The organism is Parabacteroides sp. AD58 (assembly GCF_023744375.2).
Classification (GTDB): domain Bacteria; phylum Bacteroidota; class Bacteroidia; order Bacteroidales; family Tannerellaceae; genus Parabacteroides; species Parabacteroides absconsus.
Genome location: NZ_CP146284.1, coordinates 2,546,055 through 2,566,117, shown reverse-complemented (window position 1 = coordinate 2,566,117; position 20,063 = coordinate 2,546,055). Strand labels below are relative to the sequence as shown.

Annotated in this window: 16 protein-coding genes; 7 read left to right on the top strand and 9 right to left on the bottom strand. The window is 43.6% G+C overall.

What is annotated here, in order from left to right; all coding sequences use genetic code 11:
• Positions 1 to 2 precede the first annotated feature (2 nt).
• The 3 genes from NEE14_RS11080 (at position 3) to NEE14_RS11070 (ending at position 3,963) form a co-directional block, all read left to right on the top strand.
• A complete protein-coding gene (locus tag NEE14_RS11080) occupies positions 3 to 1,280 on the top strand; it encodes an ABC transporter permease (protein WP_251967838.1) in 1,278 nt (425 codons plus the stop codon).
• A 97-nt stretch (positions 1,281 to 1,377) separates the two neighbouring features.
• Complete coding sequence (locus tag NEE14_RS11075) at positions 1,378 to 2,679, top strand: ABC transporter permease (RefSeq protein ID WP_251967839.1); 1,302 nt, start codon at positions 1,378 to 1,380, stop codon at positions 2,677 to 2,679.
• A gap of 27 nt (positions 2,680 to 2,706) precedes the next feature.
• Positions 2,707 to 3,963: an ABC transporter permease gene (locus tag NEE14_RS11070; protein ID WP_251967840.1), complete on the top strand. Its 1,257-nt coding sequence runs from the start codon at positions 2,707 to 2,709 to the stop codon at positions 3,961 to 3,963.
• A 258-nt stretch (positions 3,964 to 4,221) separates the two neighbouring features.
• Here NEE14_RS11070 and NEE14_RS11065 read toward each other — a convergent pair whose 3' ends face one another.
• Positions 4,222 to 4,677 (bottom strand): hypothetical protein, encoded by a 456-nt coding sequence (locus tag NEE14_RS11065; RefSeq protein WP_243325782.1) that lies wholly within the window; start codon positions 4,675 to 4,677, stop codon positions 4,222 to 4,224.
• The gene (locus NEE14_RS11060; RefSeq protein ID WP_251967841.1) at positions 4,674 to 5,129 is read right to left on the bottom strand and encodes a DUF3990 domain-containing protein; all 456 of its coding nucleotides are present in this window, start codon (positions 5,127 to 5,129) and stop codon (positions 4,674 to 4,676) included. Before NEE14_RS11060 ends, NEE14_RS11065 begins: the two co-directional genes overlap by 4 nt.
• A 237-nt stretch (positions 5,130 to 5,366) precedes the next feature.
• On the opposite strand from NEE14_RS11060, the gene NEE14_RS11055 reads away from it, so the two are divergent.
• From NEE14_RS11055 to NEE14_RS11040, 4 genes are read left to right on the top strand one after another with little or no spacing between them, the layout of a single operon-like run.
• Positions 5,367 to 6,854, top strand: coding sequence for a TolC family protein (locus NEE14_RS11055; protein ID WP_251967842.1), 1,488 nt, complete (start codon positions 5,367 to 5,369; stop codon positions 6,852 to 6,854).
• A gap of 12 nt (positions 6,855 to 6,866) precedes the next feature.
• Entirely contained in the window at positions 6,867 to 7,769 is a 903-nt protein-coding gene (gene rhuM / locus NEE14_RS11050; protein WP_251967843.1) for a virulence RhuM family protein, read from the top strand.
• Entirely contained in the window at positions 7,766 to 9,136 is a 1,371-nt protein-coding gene (locus NEE14_RS11045) for a sigma-54-dependent transcriptional regulator (RefSeq protein ID WP_251967844.1), read from the top strand. The genes rhuM and NEE14_RS11045 overlap by 4 nt, the downstream gene beginning before the upstream one ends.
• Positions 9,127 to 10,425 (top strand): sensor histidine kinase, encoded by a 1,299-nt coding sequence (locus tag NEE14_RS11040; RefSeq protein ID WP_251967845.1) that lies wholly within the window; start codon positions 9,127 to 9,129, stop codon positions 10,423 to 10,425. The genes NEE14_RS11045 and NEE14_RS11040 overlap by 10 nt, the downstream gene beginning before the upstream one ends.
• Before the next feature lie 68 nt (positions 10,426 to 10,493).
• On the opposite strand, the gene nadB is transcribed toward NEE14_RS11040, so the two are convergent.
• The 7 genes from nadB to NEE14_RS11005 all read right to left on the bottom strand — a co-directional run bounded on the left by nadB (position 10,494) and on the right by NEE14_RS11005 (position 20,002).
• Positions 10,494 to 12,077: an L-aspartate oxidase gene (gene nadB / locus NEE14_RS11035; protein ID WP_251967846.1), complete on the bottom strand. Its 1,584-nt coding sequence runs from the start codon at positions 12,075 to 12,077 to the stop codon at positions 10,494 to 10,496.
• A gap of 59 nt (positions 12,078 to 12,136) precedes the next feature.
• Positions 12,137 to 13,240: a redox-regulated ATPase YchF gene (gene ychF / locus NEE14_RS11030; protein ID WP_251967847.1), complete on the bottom strand. Its 1,104-nt coding sequence runs from the start codon at positions 13,238 to 13,240 to the stop codon at positions 12,137 to 12,139.
• A gap of 136 nt (positions 13,241 to 13,376) precedes the next feature.
• Entirely contained in the window at positions 13,377 to 15,359 is a 1,983-nt protein-coding gene (locus tag NEE14_RS11025; RefSeq protein WP_251967848.1) for a glycoside hydrolase family 97 protein, read from the bottom strand.
• 198 nt (positions 15,360 to 15,557) lie between these two features.
• Positions 15,558 to 17,834 carry a GH92 family glycosyl hydrolase gene (locus NEE14_RS11020; protein ID WP_251967849.1) on the bottom strand — a complete coding sequence of 759 codons (2,277 nt, stop codon included), beginning with the start codon at positions 17,832 to 17,834 and terminating at the stop codon, positions 15,558 to 15,560.
• 110 nt (positions 17,835 to 17,944) lie between these two features.
• Entirely contained in the window at positions 17,945 to 19,015 is a 1,071-nt protein-coding gene (mtnA, locus tag NEE14_RS11015) for an S-methyl-5-thioribose-1-phosphate isomerase (protein ID WP_422394705.1), read from the bottom strand.
• 37 nt (positions 19,016 to 19,052) lie between these two features.
• On the bottom strand, positions 19,053 to 19,652 hold the full coding sequence (locus NEE14_RS11010) for a DUF3109 family protein (protein WP_251967873.1): 600 nt from the start codon (positions 19,650 to 19,652) through the stop codon (positions 19,053 to 19,055).
• Positions 19,653 to 19,693: 41 nt separating this feature from the next.
• The gene (locus NEE14_RS11005) at positions 19,694 to 20,002 is read right to left on the bottom strand and encodes a four helix bundle protein (protein WP_251967851.1); all 309 of its coding nucleotides are present in this window, start codon (positions 20,000 to 20,002) and stop codon (positions 19,694 to 19,696) included.
• Positions 20,003 to 20,063 lie beyond the last annotated feature (61 nt).

The window sequence follows — 20,063 nt, the reverse complement described above, 5'->3', positions numbered from 1 at the left end:
GTATGATCGCTTCAATGATTCGACAAATGTGGAACGAGCGGAAAGCCAATGTGCTGATTCTGCTGGAACTGCTGGTTGTCTTCAGTTGTCTGCTCTATGCGGCAGATTATCTGTATGTGAAATACAAGGAATACAAACAGCCTTTGGGATTTGACATTTCGCATGTGTATAAAGTCTGGTTGGGTGTTGTACCGGAAACGAGTGCGGATTATGATACAACCGCCGTGCACACGACGAATGGAATGGATGATTTCTTCACAATCGTAGACCGTTTGGAGAAGGATTCGCGTGTGGAAACTGTAGGTTATACTTCCGGTAATCATTTCCATTATATGTATTTCAATCGGTTCGCTACTTTTCATGGTATTAAAATGCAACGATATGGCTTTGTCCGGGATGTTGATCCGTCTTATTTTCGTGTGTTTAAGGTAAAGACTGCCGACGGACAATCGTGGGAAAAGCTGGAAAATGCACTTCGTAACAATCAGATTGTTGTGACTGCTACCGTAGCGGAGAGATATTTCGGTAAGGCAACAGAAGGACGGGGAAAAGATATCTGGATTACCAATCAGGGTGATGCAGATAGTATCGTCTATCACATTGGTGAGGTTTGCGAACCTCAGCGGTATCAGGAATTTTCCTCTTACGATTATGCTTATTACCGGAATCTCGGCGGACGGGATGAGTTGAAGAAATACGGGATTGAAATACTTTCAGGGAATATAAACTTGTTCGTGCGTATGAAACCTTCGGCAGACAAACCTGAGCTTATGCAGCAGTTCAGGAAAGATATGGAACAGCAACTGAGACTGGGAAACATATATCTGTCTGATGTCACTCCTATGAGTTATTATCGGGAAGAAGTGTTACGCTCTGTTTTGGACAATATCCGTTTATATGTGGTCGCTGTATGTTTCCTGTTGTTTAATGTCTTGCTGGGTGTTGTCGGAACATTCTGGTTCCGTGCTCGTCAGCGTATTCCGGAGATTGGTTTGCGCATGGCTGTCGGTGCTTCCAGAATGGTAATCTTTATCCAATTGATAGGAGAAGGTTTGATGCTGCTGGCTGTTGTCACCTTACCAGCTGTACTGATTTATGTCAATTTGGGTCAATTGGATGTGCTGACTACTACTTCGATGGATCTTTCCATGATAGATCGCCTTGTACATAGTTTTCTGATTGCTTTCCTGACATTGGCCATGATGATTGTAGCGGGTATCGTATTTCCGGCAAAACAGGCAGCCCGGTTAAATCCGACAGAAGCCTTGAAAGATGAATAAGGTTGACAAGAGAGCAAGTTAACAAGGTTATAAAAAACTTGTCACTTTGTTGGCTTGCTACCTCGAAAACATAAAACAATTAAATAAACGGACTAAAATGATAACCATAAATCTGTATTTCAAACAAGCCTGGCAACTGATGAAACAAAACCGTTTCTTCAGTGCCGTTTATATCATCGGAACCGGACTGGCGATTTCGATGGTGATGGTGCTAGCGGTAGTGTATTATATTCGTACTGCTAATATAGCGCCGGAAGTACATCGGGACAGGATGTGTTATCTGGATTTTGTCATCTACAAGTATAATGAAGGTAATGGCTCATACAGCAGCTCATTAGGTATACGTTATGTAAAAGATGTGGTTCTTACATTGAAAAAACCTGAAGCGATAGCCATAACAACTTCTCCAATATATCAGTATTTCCAAGGTGGTGAAATGTTTGCTTCTGTAGCTGGAAACGATGATGAGGCGAAGATTTCATATATGGGTTGTAATGATGTATTCTGGAAAGTTTATGAATTTCATTTTCTCTATGGCAAACCTTTTACTGAGTCTGATTTTGAATCAGGATTGAAAACGGTTGTTCTTTGTCGTTCAATGGCGAGGAAATTGTTCGGAAAAGAAGATGTTATAGGGCAAACAGTAATGCTGAATGAGGTGGAATATCGTGTTTGTGGTGTGGTAGAAGATGTGTCTGGTACTTTGGAGCATACTTATTCACAAGCATGGATGCCTTATACTTCCATGTCGAATGTTATTACAGAATCAGTAGATGAAAGAGAAAACACGGTAGGTAAATTACAGGCAAATATCTTGCTTCGCGACAAGCATGATATTACAGCCGTGCAGGCAGAATTGGAAGAGGCTGTAAAAAGGTATAATACAACATTGGTTGGAGGCCAGGTTACTGATCCTAAAATCAAACCGGCCACACTGACCATTATGGGAGTGAGTAGTTCCAAGGCGTATCTGGCGATTGTTCTATTCCTTTTACTCTTTCTGTTGGTTCCGGCACTGAATATTTCCGGACTGAACGCTTCTCATATTCAGGACCGTCTGGAAGAGATTGGTATCCGTAAGGCCTTTGGTGCTCCACGTGGAACTTTGTTTATGCAAATCTTTGTGGAGAATCTGATCCTGATGTTTCCGGGAAGTCTTGCCGGTTTGCTGTTTTCTTATGGATTGGTAGATATGTATAAGAATATATTACTTGCAAACAGTTACCAGCAATTTATAACGGAAGATGCAGATGTAATTACATTGTCAGCTGGAATGCTGATGAACTGGCAGGTTTTTCTTTATGCAGTTACTGTATGCCTTTTACTGAATCTGCTTTCGTCGATGGTTCCGGTCTGGAATGCCATAAGGGAGAATATAGTAAGCGCATTGAATAAATGAAAACAAACTCATAAACTCTAAAAACGTATGATAAGACATATTTTGAAGATTATACAGGCACAATTCCGTGGTAATCTGTGGATATTGGCTGAGTTGATGGTGGTGTTTGTCGCTTTATGGATTATGACTGATTATTTCATCGCCCAATATACTCTTTATCATCGTCCGGTTGGATTCGATACAGACCGTGTATATCAAGTGACCGTATCTAAACGATCTGTTGATGCTCCTCAGTTTATCGTTTATCCGGAAAACAGTGAAGAACCGAAGCAGAACTTCGATCGTATCGTGGAACGTATCCGGCAGCATCCGGATGTGGAAGCTGTGGCTTTATCGATGTTCTCGTTGCCCTATACACATTCCAATACTACGTATGGCTTTCGGAAAGACAGTGTAGAGTTATGGAATATTCGGCGGTATAATATCAGTCCAGACTATTTCCGTGTCTTCGATATTCGTCCGGCGGCAGGCGGTTCTCCGGATGAACTGGCGCAACGACTTGTTCAACCGGGATTGGTTATCTCGGCAAACTTGGCTGAAACCTTTTTCGGTCGGACCAATGTCGTGGGTGAAGAGTTAATACAAGGAGAGGATACACTTAAAATTGTAGCTGTCACGGAATCTGTCCGTAATGATGAATACAATGAAAGGTTACCTTATGCTTCGTTTAGCCAAATAGAGTTTCCTCGTGATGGTATTGTTCCGGAAAGTACATGCATTCAAATGCAAATCACTTTCCGTATCCGCCCGAATGTCGAGACGGCAGGTTTTGAGGAACGCTTTATGAAAGAGATGCGCCGCCAGTTACAGGCGGGGAATTTCTGGGTGTCTGATGTACAGAGTTATAACGATATTCGGGAGCAGTTCCTGGAGAGGACTTCCAATTCGAGCGGACAACAGGTGATTTCGTCAGTGATGCTCTTCTTGCTGGTTAATGTATTCCTGGCAGTTATCGGTTCATTCTGGTTCCGTGTGAACCGCCGGAAGGAAGAATTGGGATTACGTATGGCGATGGGCTCGTCGCGTGCCGGCTTACTTCGGTTTACCATCACCGAAAGTTTGCTGCTCCTTACACTGGCTGCGCTACCCGCCCTCTTCATTTGTGGTAACTTGGTGTATGCCGATTTGGTATCAGCCTCGGCAGCCGACGAACGACTTCTCCGCTTCTTGGAAGTCTCGTTGATCACCTGGCTGTTATTAGCCTTTATCATTGTCTTAGGAGTCTGGTATCCAGCACAAAAGGCAGCCCATATAGCACCTGCCGATGCCTTGCGGGCAGAGTAGTGTAAAAAGCTGGCGTATTTTTGTCAATTTACGCCGGCTTTTGATGAAAATACGCCGGGAAATAATCAAAACACTAAGCCTTTGTTTTGAAAGCTCGCGAGAATCAAAAATGAAAGTAACGAGAATCGGAATGGATATTCGTTACTTTTATTTTTATGTATTCTTATCATCCCGGAAGTGACTTTACTTTCAGTTTGTCAAATCATCTTTCGTCTTTTATCTATCTTTTTGTAAGACTGATAGATGATGTGATTCAAGTTATAAAGCATGTCCTGCTTGATAAGATGCGTATTGATAACTGGTATTTTCGTAATACATGGAGCTGTTGTAATTGTCAATTTTAGGAACAATCCATGAATTATAAACCTCAATAAGAGTAGTGATAATATCTTTATGAGACCTGCGGGCAACTTCAGAGATAAGCCGTTGCATTACTTTTCCAATATCCCAATAAGTCGGAATATTGTCTTCAGCATCAGCAATGTTGTTGTAGTTGCCGTTTGTAATACCATATTTTGTTACAATCTCGTGGGTTACTTTGTCTATATTTTCGCAGTGATAGACTTCTGCAAGTTCGTAATAATGTTTTATCCCTTTTGGACCTAACGCGTTTACGATGGTTTTCCGTTCATTGTTTGTTTGTCGCCCCACATACTCAATTAAGCTACATACAAAAAACAAATCGTTTAATTGTTTATCTTCTCGTCCATTCATTTTTTTATCTCCTCATATCCTTTAAATGTGAGACATGTCAATGCTTGAGATGTACAAAAATTAATTTGATGCGTTGGATATTTGAACTTGGCTAATACCCAAAATTGCTCTCGGGTAATTACACCATTCATAAAATCTGCTACATAATTATATATCTGATCATTAGCCATGGCTCCAATAACAATATCAAAAGTATGTGATTCCCCATTGCGACAGGCAATAATGAAATCAAGCCATTCATCTGTCATTTCTTTAAAGTAAAGAGTTTTCAGATGATTATTGGGTTGATATTCATATATGTTTACGATGGGAGTATCATAGCGCTTTGCCCATTTCTGAGCCTGTTTTCTTATCTCGGTACAATAGAATCCGTCTCCAAAATCTTTCGTAAATGGACCTTTCAAGATTTGGGGTGAAAGAATCTTTGTATAACTTCCATGATATATTTCCATATAGTTAACCTATGAATGATGCGTCATAATGTATTTGTGAATAAATATCCTTAGGATTATACAAAGATATAAAACTAACTATATATATCTAATGAGTATATTTAAAAAAATCCTCTGTCGTCCGAAAGTGAACCAACTGTCCGAAACCGAACACTATGATTATCCGCCTTGGATTGATAATCAGTTAGATATATTTATGGCATAGCATTTGCTTCTATCCAGGAAAATGAAATGGATATGAAACGAATTTGGATTTTGTGTTTAATTTATATCATAGGAATGTGTGATAACGGCTATGCTGATGACGTGGAGACTCGGACTGTCTCTCTTTCATTGACAGATGCTATTCGGTTAGCACAATTGCAGTCGGTCGATGCGGCAGTCGCCTTAAATGAATTGAAGACGGCTTATTGGGAATACCGGACACACAAGGCGGAGCAATTGCCGGAGATTATCTTCACCGGCACATTGCCTTCGTACAGCAAGCAATACTCCAAATACCAGCAGTCGGACGGATCTTATACGTATGTACAGAATAATGTCTTAGGTCTTAATGGAGAAATCTCGATAGAGCAGAATATCGCCCTGACAGGAGGTAAGATTGCCTTGAATACATCATTGGATTTTACCCGCCAATTGGGGAAAAGTGCTTACAATGAATTCATGAGTGTTCCGGTCAGCCTCACATTGACGCAGCCGATATTCGGAGTGAACGATCAGAAATGGAAGCGGCGTATCGAGCCGGTCCGTTATGAAGAAGCGAAAGCTGCTTTTATGGAAAGTGTAGAAACGGTGACCATTACAACTATTACGCATTACTTTAATCTGCTGCTGGCGGAAGATAACCTGGCCGTTTGTAAACAGAACTTAGAGAATGCCAATAAGCTTTATGAGATAGCAATTGCCAAACGGAAGATCGGCCATATCTCGGAAATCGAACTGATGCAGCTCAAACAGTCGGCCTTGCAGGCAAAGGCAAAGGTAACGGAGGCACAGTCTAATCTGAATTCGATGATGTTTCAGCTGCGCTCTTTCTTGGGATTAAGTGAACGGGACCGGATTGAGCCGGTTTTGCCCGAAGTCATTACCGGTGTGCGTCTGGATTATCAGCAGGTATTGGCACGGGCTCAAGAGAATAATTCCTTCTCCAAGAATATTCTGCGTCGTCAGTTGGAGGCCGATTATGATGTAGCTACGGCCAAAGGAAACCAGCGAAGCATCAATTTGTTTGCCTCGGTTGGTTATACAGGGAAAGATCTTTCCTTTTCGGGAGCCTATAATCCGCTGAAAGATAATCAGGTGGTGCAAGTAGGCGTTTCGATTCCGATACTGGACTGGGGCAAGCGGAAAGGAAAAGTAAAAGTTGCCGAATCTAACCGGGAAGTCGTGCTTTCGAAAATCCGTCAGGAACAGATGGATTTCAATCAGAATATTTTCCTTTTGGTAGAGAATTTCAATAACCAGGCTGCCCAATTGGAAATTGCCTCGGAAGTAGATTCTCTGGCAGAAAGCCGATATAAAACTTCTATAGAGACTTTTATGGTAGGGAAAATAGATATTCTTGAATTAAATGATGCCCAAACGTCAAAGGACAGTGCCAAGCAGAAACACATTGAAGAGCTGTACTATTATTGGCGTTATTTCTATAATATCCGTAGTCTGACGTTGTATGATTTTCTGAATAATTGTACATTAGATGCAGAATTTGAGAAGATCGTCAGATAAACGGAATATTACATGGATGAAGGGGAGATTGTATTATATCAGCCGGATGAGATAATAAAACTGGAAGTTCATTTGAAAAATGAGACCGTCTGGTTATCTATTGAAGAGATGTCTCAACTTTTTGGACGAGACATCAGTGTGATAGGAAAACATATTCGTAATATATTCAAGGAAGAAGAGCTGGTAAAAGATTCAGTTTGGGCAAAATTTGCCTATACTGCGTCAGACGGAAAGACGTATCGGGTGGATTATTATAATCTGGATGTGATTATCTCGGTGGGTTACCGGGTAAAGAGCAAGCAGGGCACCCGCTTCCGTCAGTGGGCCAATCAGATACTGAAAGATTACGTACTGAAAGGTTATGCGATGAGCCCGTATTCTCATCGCCGGATAGAAGAAAGATTGAATGATCATGACCGGCAGATCCGGGAACTGACTGATAAAGTAGATTTCTTTGTACGGACTTCCCTGCCTCCGGTAGAAGGGATTTTCTATAATGGTCAGATCTTTGATGCGTATAAATTCGCTGTAGATCTGATCCGGTCGGCCAGGCATTCGCTGGTACTGATCGACAATTATGTAGATGAATCGGTGCTGTTGATGTTGAGTAAGCGCCGGACGGATGTATCGGCTGTGATTTATACACAACGGATCATGCCGCAGATGCAGTTGGATTTGGAAAAGCATAACAGCCAGTATCTGCCGGTTGAAGTGAAGACGTACCGGGATTGCCATGATCGTTTCCTGCTGATCGACGGTCAGGAAGTTTATCACATCGGCGCGTCGTTGAAAGATTTGGGGAAGCGGATGTTTGCTTTCTCCAGGTTATCTATTCCGGCGAAAGTAATTACAGATTTGCTGGCAGCTGATGAGGGAAAAGAAGAAGTTATAAATAAAGAAGAAAAGATAATATGACAGATACTAAAATTCTGGTAGTTGATGATGATGCCGTGGTACGTTCTTCGCTGACGTTCCTGCTGAAGCGGGCCGGTTATCTGCCAGTAACGGTGGATGGACCGAAGGACGCACTTCGTCTGGTTCGCGAAGAAGAATTCCGGTTGGTACTGATGGATATGAATTTTACCCTGACAACAACCGGGGAAGAAGGTATCCATCTGCTGAAACAGGTCAAAGTGCTGCGCCCGGATTTGCCGGTTATCCTGATGACGGCATGGGGCTCTATCTCTTTGGCTGTACAAGGCATGCAGGCCGGCGCTTTCGATTTCATCACGAAACCATGGAATAATCTGGTATTACTGAAGGCGATCCGTAATGCTTTGGATTTATATGCGCCGGCAGAACCGGCAACATCAGAATCGGATGCCGGGCGTGCTCATCCGTGTTTTGATAAAATCATAGGGAAAAGTCCGGCGTTGCTAAGCCTGTTGGATACCGTGGCGCGTATTGCTCCGACAACAGCCTCTGTCTTGATTACCGGAGAAAGCGGAACGGGAAAGGAACTGATTGCCGAAGCCGTCCATACACACAGTCGCCGGGCAAAAGAGCCTTTTGTGAAAGTAAACTTAGGCGGTCTGTCGCAAAGCCTGTTCGAGAGCGAGATGTTCGGACATAAGAAGGGAGCATTTACCGATGCCTACATGGATCGGACCGGCCGTTTTGAGATGGCTGATAAAGGAACAATCTTTCTGGATGAGATCGGAGACCTGGAATTGTCCAGTCAGGTGAAGCTATTGCGGGTATTGCAAGACCAGACCTTTGAGGTGTTGGGCGATAGTCGTCCACGGAAAGTGGATGTGCGGGTTGTCAGTGCTACGAATCGGGATTTGTCGGCTATGGTACGCGAACATACGTTCCGTGAAGATCTGTTCTATCGTATTAACCTGATCACCGTCCATTTACCGGCTTTGCGTGAACGGCGGGAAGATATTCCGCTTTTGGTACGTCATTTTGCCCAAAAGCTGGCAGAGACGAATGGCCTGCCGCCAGTTGAATTTACTTCCGAAGCATTTACCTATTTGCAGCAATTGCCTTTCCCGGGTAATATCCGCGAGTTGAAGAATCTGGTAGAACGGACGTTGTTGGTATCCGGACGGCAGCGGATCGATGCTTCCGACTTTGAGCAGTTCGGAATGCCGCAATCTTCTTTATCCGCTTCTACCTCACTGGAAGGATTGACGCTTGAAGAGCTGGAGCGAAAAAGTATCCTCCAGGCTTTGGATAAATATGAACACAACCTGTCGCGAACCGCTGAAGCCTTAGGCATCAGTCGGGCTGCATTGTATCGGCGACTGGAAAAATATGGCATTAAGGTATGCGATTAAAGAATATCTTCCTCGGATTCCTGCTGTTGCTGGCAGTCTTGTTTGCCTTGATCTTCTTTCTTTGGAGCGGGGAAAACGCTGAGTGGATTTTCTTTGCCCTCGAAGGGTGGATTATCTTGCTATTGGTTTATCTGTACTATTTCTATCGTCGCATCATCAAACCGCTTTATACCTTGAGTAATGGTATGGACCTGCTGAAAGAGCAGGATTTTAGTTCGCGATTGGGGCATGTGGGGCAAAAGGAAACCGATCGTATTGTGGATGTCTTCAACCGGATGATGGAACAGCTGAAGAACGAACGCCTCCATGTGCGTGAACAGAATCATTTCCTGGACTTGCTGATACAAGCTTCTCCAATGGGTGTTCTGATCCTCGATTTTGACGGTCGGATCTTGTCGGTTAATCCGGCTGTTTGCCGCGTACTGCATCTGACTGATGAGAAAGATTTGCTTGGTTTACCCTTGGCTTTGTGTACACAACCTTTATTAGAAGAAATCCGGAACATACCACTTGACAGCTCCCGGAGCATCCGGTTGAGTGATGCCAATATTTATAAATGTTCGCATTCTTTCTTTATGGATCGAGGATTGCGCCATGAATTCTATCTGATAGAAGTATTGACGCATGAGGTCTTTAAAGCCGAGAAGAAAGCTTATGAGAAGGTGATCCGGATGATCTCGCACGAGGTGAATAATACCACAGCCGGGATAACTTCTACATTAGATACATTGGAGGCGTCATTTCAGGGCATGGAAGATATGGCAGAAGTGAGTGATATCTTGCGGGTATTGATTGAGCGTTGTTACGGGATGAGCCGCTTTATTACGAACTTCGCGGATGTAGTACGCATACCGGAGCCGCAGATCAAGTCGGTTGCATTAAATGAACTGGTCTCATCGTGTAAGCGTTTTATGGAGAACCTGTGTGTAGGAAAGCAAATCCGGATTCATATTGAGCTGGAAGAGGAACTTCCACCTGTCAAAATAGATCCGATCCTGTTCGAGCAGGTCATGGTCAATATTATTAAGAATGCTGTTGAGGCAATAGGTGAAAATGGTGATATTTATATTCGGACTTCTCATCATCCGCTTTGCCTGGAAATAGGTGATACGGGAGCTGGTATCTCGAAAGAGACGGAAGCTAAGCTTTTCAGTCCATTCTTCTCAACCAAGCCCAATGGGCAAGGTATCGGATTGATATTTATCCGCGAGGTTTTACTGAAGCATGGTTGTTCATTTTCACTCAAGACTTACTCGGATGGCGTGACTCGCTTCAAGATTTGGTTTTAGGAGATATAAAAAGAGGTACCAGGAGATTATATATTTCTTGGTACCTCTTTATTCAGATATATAAAGGATTAAAACTGATGTTCATGTGGAACAGGAGGATAATCCAATGTATAATGCAAACCACGGCTTTCCTTACGTTCGATAGCTTGGCGGGTGATCAGATAACCTACATTGATCATATTGCGCAACTCGCAGATTTCGCGGGAAGCGATAGAACGCTTGAACAGGCTTTCTGTTTCTTCATACAACAGATCCAAACGGTCCCAGGCACGTTTCAGGCGCAAGTCTGAACGGACAATACCTACATAGGTGCTCATGATCTGTCCGACTTCCTTCACACTTTGTGTGATCAGAACCATTTCTTCCGGCAGACGAGTACCTTCATCATTCCATTGCGGAATATTCTCCTGATAAGAAAGCGAGTCAAGGATACTCAAGCTGTGTTTAGCTGCCGCATCTGCATAAACTACGGCTTCGATCAGTGAATTAGAAGCTAATCGGTTACCTCCGTGCAATCCGGTGCAAGAACATTCACCTACCGCATACAGGCGGTTGATTGATGAACGGGCATTCAAATCGACTTTGATACCACCACACAGATAATGAGCAGCAGGAGCAACCGGAATATAATCTTTCGTGATGTCAATACCCAGACTCAGACACTTTTCGTAGATATTTGGGAAATGTCTCTTCGTCTCTTCCGGATCTTTATGTGTTACATCCAGATAAACATGATCATCGCCTCGGTTCTTCATTTCTGTATCGATGGCACGTGCTACGATATCACGTGGAGCCAGAGAAAGACGTTTATCATATTTCTGCATAAACTCTTTACCATCCATAGTACGCAGAACGCCTCCGTAACCACGCATGGCTTCAGTAATCAGGAATGAAGGACGATCGCCCGGATGATACAAGGCTGTCGGATGGAACTGAACGAATTCCATGTCTTTTACCGTTCCTTTGGCACGGTAAACCATAGCAATACCATCACCGGTAGCTACCAGCGGATTGGTAGTTGTCTGATAAACGGCTCCGATACCTCCTGTAGCCATCAGTGTGATTTTAGAAAGGAAGGTGTCAATTTTGCCCGTCTTCATATCCATGATATAAGCACCATAACATTCGATATTAGGAGTATGGCGGGTAACAGTCACTCCTAAATGATGCTGTGTCAGAATCTCAATGGCAAAATGGTTCTCGAATACGGTAATGTTCGGATGCGTCTGTACAGCGCGGATCAAGCTGTCCTGAATTTCAGCACCGGTATTATCCTTGTGGTGCAAAATACGGAATTCAGAATGTCCTCCTTCACGGTGTAAGTCGAAATTACCATTGGCATCTTTATCAAAATCGACACCCCAGCTGATCAGCTCCTTGATTTGTTGAGGTGCGTTACGGACAACTTGTTCTACGGCTGCCCGGTCGCTTAACCAGTCACCCGCAATCATGGTGTCTTGAATATGCTTGTCGAAATTATCAACAAGCAGGTTGGTAACAGACGCTACGCCTCCTTGGGCAAAATAGGTATTTGCTTCTTCGAGACCGGATTTGCAGACGAGGGCTACTTTCCCTTTATGTGCCACTTTTAGGGCAAAACTCATTCCGGCTATACCGGAACCAATAACTAAGAAATCAAATCGCTGTACCATTATGTTTATATTTAAGAAATCCCGCGAGTACTGGTTCGTACATGCGGGATTTAAGTTTGTTATACGTTAAAACGGAAGTGCATGATGTCGCCATCCTGTACGACGTAATCCTTACCTTCCACACTCATCTTGCCTGCTTCCTTGACAGCTGCTTCTGAGCCATATGAAATGTAGTCGTCGTATTTAATCACTTCGGCCCGGATAAATCCGCGTTCAAAATCTGTGTGGATTACACCGGCGCATTGCGGTGCTTTCCAGCCTTTATGGAATGTCCAGGCACGAACTTCATCAGGTCCGGCAGTCAGGAAGGTTTGCAGATTCAACAGCTTGTAGGCCGACTTGATCAGACGGTTGACACCCGATTCTTCAAGACCTATTTCCTGCAGGAACATCTGGCGTTCGTCGTAAGTTTCCAGTTCGGCTATTTCGCTTTCAATCTTAGCGGCAACTACCAGGATTTCGGCATTCTCGTCTTTTACTGCTTCACGCACGGCATCAACATATTTATTGCCGTTAACGGCACTGGCTTCATCCACGTTACAAACATAAAGAACGGGTTTGTTTGTCAGAAGAAATAAATCATGGGCTACTCTCTCTTCTTCTTTCGTCTCAAACGAAACGGTGCGGGCGCTCTTTCCCTGTTCCAAAGCAGCCTTATACTTACATAATACTTCGTAAGCGATTTTGGCTTGTTTATCTCCACCGGTCTGTGCTTGTTTCTGTACTTTGGCGATACGGCTGTCTATCGTTTCCAAGTCTTTGATCTGGAGTTCCATGTCAATGATTTCTTTATCCCTTACCGGATCAACGGAACCATCTACGTGAACAATGTTATCGTCGTCGAAGCAGCGCAGTACATGCAGAATGGCATCCGTTTCACGGATATTGGCCAGGAATTTATTTCCCAATCCTTCTCCTTTGCTGGCGCCTTTCACCAGTCCGGCGATGTCGACAATCTCAACCGTGGTTGGGATGACACGCTGCGGATGTTCAATTTCAGCCAGTTTGTTCAGGCGTTCGTCTGGTACGGTAATGACACCTACATTCGGCTCGATCGTACAGAACGGAAAGTTGGCCGATTGTGCTTTCGCGTTCGATAAACAGTTGAAAAGAGTGGACTTTCCGACGTTAGGAAGTCCGACAATGCCACATTGTAATGCCATAATCTATATGATTCGTTTTATTATCAGTTGATTTAAACCACAAAGATACGAATTCTTTGGCAAATCATCCGATGCTGTCTGCCATAAAAAATCCCTGACATCTATTTGATACCAGGGATTTGTATAGGAAAATCAATTATTCTGTCATCAAACTGAAGCCGCCACCAGGTGCCAGGTGGATCTTCAAGCTATTGGCAAGAGTAATGCTCTCCTTCTTATAGTCACTGGCCTTGCGATGAGCATTTGTTCCGTCTTGGAAAAGTGTCGCTTTCTTACCAAATATTTTTAGCGGATTCAAGTCAATAGTCAGATCTCGTGCATTCCAATTGGTGATACCTCCGATATACCAAGTATCTCCATGCCGGCGTGCAGTGACGATATATTCTCCTATTTTCCCATCGAGAATGATTGTTTCATCCCAGACCGTTGGGATTTTGGCGATATATTCCAGTGATTCTGTTTCACGCATGTAATTTGTCGGAGCATCACAAAGCATATTGAGCGGTGATTCAAGAACAACATAGAGAGCCAGCTGATGACAACGGGTTCCCTGACTCATCGGTTCACTGTTGCAAGGATAATAATTCTCGCGGGTAGCGTTGCGCATAGAGCCTTGTGTATAATCCATCGGACCGGCTACCTGGCGGATAAATGGAATAGATGCGTCATAGGTCATCTGGTCAACAGTATTAGGAGACCATTTCATTTGTTCCAGACCATGTACGCCCTCGAAGTTCAATACATTGGGATAAGTACGATTCAGACCGGACGGCTTGTACATGCCATGCAAGTCGAGCAGTAATTTGTATTTGGCACAAGTGGCTGCAGCCCGGTTATTGAAGGCAACCATTTCCTGGTCGTCACGATCCATAAAATCGACCTTGAAACCTTTTACACCCATATCAGCGTAATATTTGCATATATTCTCCATATCGCGGTTGAATGCGTGATAACCTGCCCATAAAATAATGCCTACATTCTTGCTTTTTCCATAGTCAACCAATTCTTTCATGTTGATTTCGGGAACGATTTGCATCATATCAGCTTTTAGGTTGACAGCCCAACCTTCATCGAGAATAACATATTCAATGCCATGATCGGCTGCAAAGTCGATGTAATATTTATAGGTTTCGTTGTTGACTCCTGTTTTGAAATCAACGCCTTGCAGGTTCCAGTCATTCCACCATTCCCAAGCAACTTTTCCGGGTTTGATCCATGAGATATCATCCAGTCGTGACGGTTCTGCCAGGCGGTAAGTAATATCTGTATTGGCCAGTTCCGCGTCTGTCCGGGTTACAATGGCTACACGCCAGGGGAAAGTGCGAGGACCATCTACTTTGGCAATATAGTTTTCCCGTTCTTTCACGACGAACTGCAGCATATTATGTCCGCCTTGTTCTGTTTTCTTCGGATAGGCAGCCATAACTCCGGTTAAGGCATTTGTTTTATCTTTGTTAGTAAGAAACATTCCCGGATAATTTTCCAGATTAACTTCGGAAATACAGATGTTTATTCCATCATCTGTTGTAGCTACGAGTGGAAGGATCATCAACCGCCCTTTATTCTGGGCAGATAATTTCTTCACTTCATACGTATTCTCGAATGAGTTCATGAACTGTGAATTAAAATCACCATCCTTTCCCCGGTTAGAGTAAGCAATGTGTGTCATCACATCCGAATCGAACTGATAAGCCACTTCTTCCTTTTCAATGGTGAAAGGTTGTTTTCGCTGGTTGACGAAACGATAGGCTATACCATCGTTATAGGCACGGAATTCAATGCCCCATTGTTTTTTGAATGTAAGTGACAGTTGATTGTACTGATCGGTAACCTGATCTCTTTTGTAGAAAGGAGAAGGAATTGTTTGATAGACACTTGTCTTTTTGCTTTTGGAAAGTTTAGCCTTGTCTCCCCATACTTCTCCATCACTTAACGTAATGGAAATAGGTGAAGGCGCTAAAACCTGTTTCCCGTCCACACTGATGTTGTACGTCAGTTTATCACCGATTTCGATATTGGTTTTAATACTTCCGTCGGGTGACGTCAATTGGAATTGTTTTTGGGCCCATGTCATGATGCTCATGGTGAATCCGCACAATAGTAGAAGAATCTTTTTCATGTGTAATAGGTGTTTTAAGATATAGAATTTGCATAAAGGTACGATAAAAACAATAACTATTGTAATAGTTATGTCATTTCTTTTTATTGTGACTGACAAATGAGAGCATTTGGCTATGTATTGTAATAAAAAGAGGCTGTCATAAGCTACAACTTACAACAGCCTCTTGATATGTTCAATAATTAATAATTATTATTCTTAAAGCGATGTTGGGCGATCAGCCGGAGCTGCACCGAAATCTTTATTCGGTGTATTACCCATTTCGAATGTCAGGTTACCACCTTTCATAACATCTTCGTAGGTGATGTATGATTTTGTATAAGGCTGTCCGTTCAAGGTAACAGACTGGATATAGATATTGTCGTGGCTGTTGTTGTGAGCAACAATCTCGAATGTCTTACCTTCCGGTAATTGGATTGTGGCTTCATTGAACAACGGACTACCAAATACCAGAATACCATGTGACGGATTTACCTGATAGAATCCTAATGCCGACATAATGTGCCAAGCCGACATCTGACCGCAGTCCTCGTTTCCAATCACACCTTCCGGTTTGTCTGTATAGAATTCATCCTGAATGTAACGTACTTTCTCGGCTGTCTTCCATTGTTGTCCGGCATACGGATACAGATAAGCAACATGGTGGCTCGGTTCGTTTCCGTGTGCATACATACCAATCAGTCCGCTGATGTCGCTGGAGGCTTGTTCTCCCATATCACCGTCGGCTACAAACAGAGAATCCAGTTTAGCATTAAAGGCGTCATCGCCACCCATCAAAGCGATCAGTCCTTCCGGATTCTGGGGTACGAAGAAGGTATAATGCCAACCATTGCCTTCGCAGAAGTCGCCTACACCGTGAACAGAACGGAACGGATCATACGGTGTGCGCCAAGAACCGTCGTCCATCTTCGGACGGATGAAGTTGATGCTCTTGTCGAAGTACTGTTCGTAGTAATGACCGCGCTTGAAGAATTCCTGATAGTCGGCTTCTTTTCCCATCTGCTTTGCCATCAAAGCGATTCCCCAGTCGCCAACGGCATATTCCATGGCGATAGAAGTAGCTTCGTGGAGCTTGTCACATGGAATATATCCTTTTTCCATCACATAAGGAACACCCTTCTGCTTGTCGTAAGTGGCCGAAGAAGTCATCGCTTTGAATGCACGTTCCGCATCAAATCCTTTGATACCTTTCAGATAAGCGTCGGCAATGATAGGAATAGAGCTGTAACCCGGCATACATTCAGTTTCTCCACCAACCAGTGGCCAGATAGGCAGTTTACCTTGCTGATCGTATATGCTCAACATCGAGTTGACGAAATCAGGAACATACTGCGGTTTGATGATGGTAAACAACGGATTCAACGTACGATATGTATCCCATAACGAGAAGGTAGAGTAGTTTGTCCATGTATCTGCCTTATAGACTTTATCATCATGTCCGCGGAACTCACCGTTCACGTCGCAGTATAATGTCGGTGCAATGAAGGCATGGAACATACTCGTATAGAAAATCTTCTTTGCCCGTTCATCGTTGGTATTGATGTCAACACAAGCTAACTGATCGTTCCACTTCTGTTTAGCCTGTTCGCGCACTTGATCGAAGTCCCAACCTGCCAGTTCTGCATCCATATTTGCCTGGGCATTGGCACAGCTAACGGATGAAATGGCGATCTTGCATTTTACTTCCTTCGGTGCATCCTTGAAAGTCAATACACCTTTGACCGATTCTCCTGTTAATTCGTCATTGCCTGCCGGCGTATCATCGTTGAATACTTGCAATGATTGAACCGGTTGTTCAAACTTCATCACGAAGTATACCTTATGGCGCGGGCTCCAGCCTTTTGAGAAGCGATAACCTTCAACGGTGTTATCGTCTACTTTCTTCAGGTAGGTGTCGTATGCCTCATCTCCGTTGCCTTCTTTCAGGTTAATCAGTAAATGACTTTCTCCTTCCGGATATGTATAACGGTGGATAGCTACACGTTCGGTAGCCGATAATTCTACTTTCACACCGTTGTCCATTAATAATGAATAATAACCCGGAGCTACTTTTTCATTCGCATGTGAATAGTAAGAAGAACAAGCGCCTTCGATATTGTCCTGTTCTCCGCGTTTGGTACGAACTTCGCCCATGAACGGCATAACCAGTACGTCTCCCAAATCAGCACAACCGGTTCCGCTCAGGTGTGTATGACTGAAACCGATAATTACGCTATCCGAATAATGATAACCCGAGCACCAGTCCCATCCTTTGTGAATATTCTGCGGACCTGCCTGAATCATTCCGAATGGAACGCTGGCTCCTACAAAAACATGTCCGTGTTCTCCTGATCCGATATAAGGATCGACATACGCTGTGTAATCTACAGCCTGGCTTGTCGCTTCTGCTTTCTTGTCTCCCGAAGTGCAGGACACAGCCCATAGTGCCTGGCATCCGATGATGGCAGCCACTGAAAGTTTTGTTAATAAGTTCATTGTATAATAGGTATATGTTTTAAGCGTTATGCAAACATGGTATATTTAATATGTCCCTGCTTTAAATCTGTTGCAAAGGAACGTATTTTTCTTCAAAGATGAATCGTTTTTCAGTGGAAATCTTCTATCTGTCGGAAAACACCTTTCTCTGTAATATACGCTGTGACTAACTCAGCCGGAGTCACGTCGAAGGCCGGATTATAGACCTGTACATGCTCGGGTGCCATCCGGTGTATATAATGTAAATCAGTGACTTCTGAAGCTGCCCGTTGTTCGATGACAATATCTTTCCCTGTCGGTGTATGCGGATCGAAGGTACTGGTCGGACCTAAGACATAAAAGGGAACATGATAATGATGTGCCAGCACTGCTACTCCGCAGGTGCCGATTTTGTTGGCTACGTCGCCATTGGCAGCAATGCGGTCGCAACCCACCATGATGAGATCGATCATTCCCTGACTCATTAAAGAGGCTGCCATGTTATCACAGACCAACGTCGTGTTCACGCCGAACTTCATTAATTCGTAGGCAGTAAGGCGGGCTCCTTGCAACAAAGGCCGTGTTTCGTCGGCATAGACTTTCGGATTCAATCCACAGGCTTGTGCCAGGTAAATCGGTGCCAGTGCCGTTCCATAACGGGAGACTGCCAAATGTCCTGCATTGCAGTGTGTCAGGATACGGCTTCCGGAAGAAATTAATCCGACCCCGTGCAAGGCTATCTGTTTGCACATTTCGATATCTTCTTCTTTGATGCGGACAGCTTCTGCCCGTAAAAGGTGTTTTATCTCCTGGAAATCGGACATGCTTATCTTGTCTTTACCGGCTATCCATTGCTTGAACAGGACTGTCATCCGATCAAGTGCCCACGAAAGATTGACGGCTGTCGGGCGACTGGCGCGAATCCGGTTGGCCAGAGCCTGGAATTCTGTCTGCATGAGTTGGGCAGAGGTCATATTCGCCAAGGTGCGGGCAAAACAAACATATAAGCCTGCTGCAGCAGCCACACCGATTGCAGGCGCTCCTCTGACCTTTAAACGGACAATGGCATCAATGAGTTCCTCTTCTTTATTTATTTTCTGGAAGACTTCCCGCGCAGGAAGCTGGGTTTGGTCGAGGATGACCAGACTATCTTCTTCCTCACATAAAGAAACCACATCAGGTAAGGAAAAAGTCTGTTCCAGTTTTTCTAATCCTATTTCTTTTGGGTTCTCCATCGTCTTAATATTTTTCTTCGTTTTCGCCCATGTTCTGCTTCGTCCACTCATCGGCACAGTCTGAGAGCATCTGATACCATTCTGCCCCGAATTTCCGGATTAAAGGTTCTTTCAAGAACTGATAAACCGGAACACCTTTTAGCTTTCCTAAAACGACTGCTGCCTTACATACGTCCCAGCGGTGATAATTGACGGCTGTATAAGGACCGTAATTCTCTATCCGTATCGGATATAAGTGGCAGGAAACAGGCTTGTAGAAATTACATTTCCCTTCGCGATAGGCTTTCTCGATGGCACAATAACAGCAGCCTTTCTCGTCGTAGCAAGTAAAGACGCAATTTTTGTTCCCTACAATGGAAGTTACCAGATCACCATCCTGATCGGTATAAACAACCCCTTGCTTCTTGATAACGGCTTGTGCTTCAGGGGAAAGTTCGTCCCAAATAACCGGAAGAACTTTTTCCAGTTCGGCAACTTCGTTTTTCTCGACGGGAGCTCCGGCGTCGCCTTCTATACAGCATTCACCTTTACAAGCCTCCAGGTTGCATATAAATTTTTCTGTCAGGACATCGCTCGAAACGACGATATCCTCAATTTGAATCATCATATTATTGAAATTGAAAGTTGAAAATTGAAAATGGAAAATTATTTATTGAGCTTTGATTTGGTGGATTTGACAATCGAAGCAAGGATTGCTACAATTTCAGTGCAATCATTGTTTATAGATTGATAAATAGCCTCATCCAAATATCCAGTGTCTTTCAGGAGAGAAATCCAATATAATGTTTCGTTGGCCTCTTTCAAAGCAATGTTCATTTTATTCAAGAAATCAGCTTCACTTTGTGCATGTTCAGCTTCTCTGATTAAGGCTCCTATGGATGTTCCGCATCGTAAAAGCTGTTTGGAAAGAACGAACTCTCGATGGGTTTGTCCTAAAAACTTGTATGCGTTCACTATACGGATAGCGAACGCATACAAATTTTTAGGACAATATTGTCTCGACTCACTTAATTTT